Raw genomic sequence first — 4,028 nt, 5'->3', positions numbered from 1 at the left:
TATATATATATATATATATATATATCGCTATCTAACGTTATTATACTCTTATGAAAAAATTTTCAAAATTAGGAAAAATTAATAAATTGCGAATATATACAGCCGTTTTATAGGTAAATATAAGATATTAATTTATAATATACACATAATAATTAAACGCAGGAGGTGTTATATGAAAAAAACAATTGATGATTTAAACTTAAAAGGCAAAAAAGTTTTAATCAGAGTAGATTTTAATGTTCCACTTAAAAATGGTGTTATTACATCAAACAAACGTATCGTTGATGTTTTACCAACTATTCAAAAAGTTATTAATGAACACGGAAAAGTAATTTTATTATCTCACTTAGGTAGAGTTAAAGAAGAAGCTGACTTAGCTAAAAATGACTTATTCCCAGTTTCAATTGAATTAGCTAGATTACTAAAAAGACCAGTTAAATTCGTTGACGCTACTAGAGGTAAAGAATTAGAAACAGCAATTGAAGAAATGAAAGAACAAGACGTTATTTTGATGCAAAATACACGTTATGAAGATTTAAACGATAAATCAGAAAGTAAAAATAATCCAGCTTTAGGTCAATACTGAGCGGGATTAGGTGATGTATTTATTAATGACGCTTTTGGTACAGCTCACAGAGCTCACGCTTCAAACGTTGGAATTGCAAGTAATATCGCTGAATCAGCAATTGGATATTTAATGCAAAAAGAAGTTGAATCATTAACAAAAGCTATTGATAATCCAGCTCATCCATATGTAGCTATTATTGGTGGTGCTAAAGTTAGCGACAAAATTAAAGTTTTAGAAAACTTAATTACTTTAGTGGATAAAATGCTTATTGGTGGAGCTATGGCTTACACATTTAAAAAAGCTAAAGGTTATGAAGTAGGTACTTCATTAGTTGAAGATGATTATTTAGCATTTGCAAGCGAATTTCTAGACAAATATGGCAATAAAGTTTTATTACCTGTAGATAACGCTTGTGCAACAGAATTTGCTGACGTTGAACCAACTTACTCAGGTTTAGACATTCCTAAAGATATGATGGGATTAGACATTGGCCCTAAAACAATCAGAAACTTCTCAAATGCTTTATTAGGTGCTAAAACAGTTGTATGAAACGGGCCTATGGGAGTTGCAGAATTTGAAAACTATTCAGCTGGTACATTAGCTATTGCTAAAGCTATCGCAAACCTTGGACCAGATACATATTCAATTGTTGGCGGTGGTGATAGTGTTGCTGCTGTTGAAAAATTAGGTATGGAATCTAAATTCTCACACGTTTCAACAGGTGGTGGTGCTTCGTTAGAATTATTACAAGGTTTAGAATTACCTGGTGTAGTTGCTATTCAAGAAAAATAAAACAATAATATAAATGCCCATAATTGGGCATTTTTTAAAAGGATATTATGAAAAAATTCTTAATAATTTCAGGATCAACAAAAAATGATTCATTGAATGAATATATTGGAAAAAAGATACAATCAGAGTTAAATTTAAAAGGATTTGAAACTAAATTAATTAATATAAATAATTTGGTGTTTGATCCTGTTTTAGAGCAAAATAATAAAAATATTGATTCAATTATTAACCAAGCACAACAAGATATTATGTGAGCTGATGAAATCGTTATAAATTATCCATTATGATGAGGTTATATGCCCGCTAAATTAAAAGGTTTTTTTGATAAAACCTTATTACCTGGATTCGCTTATATAGAAGATTATAAAAATAACAAAACAATTAAATTATTAGAAAATAAAAATCTTTCTATTATTTCAACATCAGGAGAATCAACAGAAGGCATTTATAAATCTATAAATGATTCTGATTTTCAAATCATCAAGGGTGCTTTATGTGATTTTACCGGTATGAAATTGAAATATGCTTGCAGAATGGGTTTGGTGTATAAAACTAATAAAGAACAAAAAGATGTTGAATTAAATAACTTTATTTCAAAAATAACGCAATAATAATTGCGTTTTTTGTTTAGTGCTATAAAACTGTGTTAAATAAAAAATATCAGGGTAGATATTTTTAATAAAGTTTATATTTCTAAATCATTTTAAACTTTTTTAATATTATTTTCAAATTCTAAACAAAATGATTCAAAGTCTAATTGATCTTTTAAAATGTTATCTGTTTGATATATTTCAAATAAAGTATCTAAATCTAGATTATTGTAAAAATGTTCTTTTATTTGACTAATCTCATTTTTATTATAAACACCTTTTTTGATAAGGAATAGAATATCATAAATATCTCTAAACTTAGACCTACCTAAGAACGCTATTAACTTTTTCCTTGCGAGTGGAACAAGGTTATACACATAATAACCATCAGAATAGTGGTAGCTCCCTGCAACTACTAAATCTCTTGCAGATGTTTCAATTTTTATAGGTTTATTTATTTCGCTATACAGAATGTAAATTTTAAACTTTGTGTTAGTATCAAATTTGATGTTTCAACTATAGTTTTTCTTTTTACAGTAATTTATTAAAGCATTTTTCAAATTTTCACACTTATGATTTTGAATAATATAATCCAAATCTATATCTTCGCTAAATCTATCCAAATCATAATCAAGCACTAAAGCAGTTCCACCTTTTAAAATATAATTATTTGGTATATGCTTTAATATATCTTTAATAATTTGCAAGTGATTATATTGTTCTTTTGTTATATCCATAATGATAAATATTCTTTACACTTAGAACAACTGCATTGTTCTAGATAACTTTTTAATACATTAACTTGCTTTTTAGAAAAATTAAAATCATTTAACATATCAAATTGATTAGTTTTGATAAATTTATGTCATAAGTCAAAAACTGCTCTAGGGTATGATGCGATATAGTGTCATTGTTCGTTTGAAAAAATTTTTATTTTTCTTTTTAAAATTCCTTTATAGCCAATTTTATTATTATAGGTAAATGTTTCTAAGATATCTGTAGGTTTAGTTGAATAAAATGCATTAGTAAAATGTCAATCGGCACAATTATTTTCATCATCAAATGAAAGATTTAACGATTGTCATCCAGAAAGATAATTTTTCTTATCTGTTTGAGGAATTAGTTTTTGGTAAATTTCCATAAACACCTCCTGATTTAAACATTTTATAATATTATATTGAGTTAATTTCTTGGGCTAATTTTTTAGCATATTCTCCAACAATAAGCGTGGTTTTGTTTGTTGAAATCATTAAACCTGAAACATATTTAAGTTTTTTAATTGATTCAAAATCTACCTTATTTTTGTCAAAAAATTCTATTTTAACACCTGATACAGAAGCTGATACTTCCTTAATATTTGATTTTGTACCTAGTAAATTAATTAATTCGGCAACATTCATATTAGTATCTAATTTTTGAATGTTTCCTTTTTTGGCATCTTTTATTTTTTTGTTTTTATTCTGTCAGTATATTCAGCAGAATCCTATTGTAAATATTGTTAAAATAACAATTAAAAATTTATCTTTTTTAGTCATATAAAAATTATATATAAAAAGTATAAAATATAATTTTAAACAAAAATATGATTAAAGAAATTTTGCATAAATTTTATTTTTATATTTAGCAAAATATTCAACTCTTTTTACGTAATATAAGTTTCGCCTAAAATGACCGTTTTTAACGCTTTTTAGTCAAAATTTGTTTTTACATAAAATTTTATAATCTATATTTTTAGCTTGATTAATTAATTTATTAAGAATAATATAATACACTTAATTATTCATTATAAAAGTGAGGTTCCAAAATTGAACCCCACTTTTATAATTTTTGCCCTAAAATATAAATATAAAAACCAAATAGAAAGGGCAATATAATTATAATGAAATTTAAAAGTTTAAACAATGTTTACTGTATCGAAACAACAGTAAAACACTCATACAATAGCCAAATAAAATATAGATCTAAACACATTCACGTTTACATTAATGATTCTGAAAAAGACTTAGAATACGCAAATCAAATATTTTATAGGAACAGATTAAAGGTTCATTTTAATCATATTTCTATAACTAAAGCAC

The 4,028-nt window shown here is 25.6% G+C and carries 6 protein-coding genes; 3 read left to right on the top strand and 3 right to left on the bottom strand.

Annotated elements, in window-relative coordinates:
* The first annotated feature begins 172 nt into the window (after positions 1-172).
* Entirely contained in the window at positions 173-1,360 is a 1,188-nt protein-coding gene (locus T390_RS0103475) for a phosphoglycerate kinase (protein WP_027335092.1), read from the top strand.
* 47 nt (positions 1,361-1,407) lie between these two features.
* A complete protein-coding gene (locus T390_RS04010; protein WP_051590872.1) occupies positions 1,408-1,971 on the top strand; it encodes an NAD(P)H-dependent oxidoreductase in 564 nt (187 codons plus the stop codon).
* Positions 1,972-2,063: 92 nt separating this feature from the next.
* Here the strand turns inward: T390_RS04010 and T390_RS0103465 are convergent, their stop codons facing one another.
* From T390_RS0103465 to T390_RS0103455, 3 genes are read right to left on the bottom strand one after another with little or no spacing between them, the layout of a single operon-like run.
* Positions 2,064-2,687 carry a nucleotidyl transferase AbiEii/AbiGii toxin family protein gene (locus T390_RS0103465; protein ID WP_027335091.1) on the bottom strand — a complete coding sequence of 208 codons (624 nt, stop codon included), beginning with the start codon at positions 2,685-2,687 and terminating at the stop codon, positions 2,064-2,066.
* Positions 2,678-3,091, bottom strand: coding sequence for a hypothetical protein (locus T390_RS0103460; RefSeq protein WP_027335090.1), 414 nt, complete (start codon positions 3,089-3,091; stop codon positions 2,678-2,680). The genes T390_RS0103465 and T390_RS0103460 overlap by 10 nt, the downstream gene beginning before the upstream one ends.
* A gap of 31 nt (positions 3,092-3,122) precedes the next feature.
* Positions 3,123-3,485, bottom strand: coding sequence for a PTS sugar transporter subunit IIA (locus tag T390_RS0103455; RefSeq protein WP_027335089.1), 363 nt, complete (start codon positions 3,483-3,485; stop codon positions 3,123-3,125).
* A gap of 344 nt (positions 3,486-3,829) precedes the next feature.
* Here T390_RS0103455 and T390_RS03920 point away from each other — a divergent pair.
* The coding region (locus T390_RS03920; protein ID WP_036436295.1) for a hypothetical protein at positions 3,830-4,028 on the top strand (199 nt) is incomplete at its 3' end.

Source organism: Mycoplasmopsis felifaucium ATCC 43428 (genome assembly GCF_000687775.1).
Taxonomy (GTDB): Bacteria; Bacillota_I; Bacilli_A; order Mycoplasmatales; family Metamycoplasmataceae; genus Mycoplasmopsis; species Mycoplasmopsis felifaucium.
Note: the sequence above shows the minus strand (reverse complement) of the source record. Positions and strands in the feature narration are given on the sequence as shown.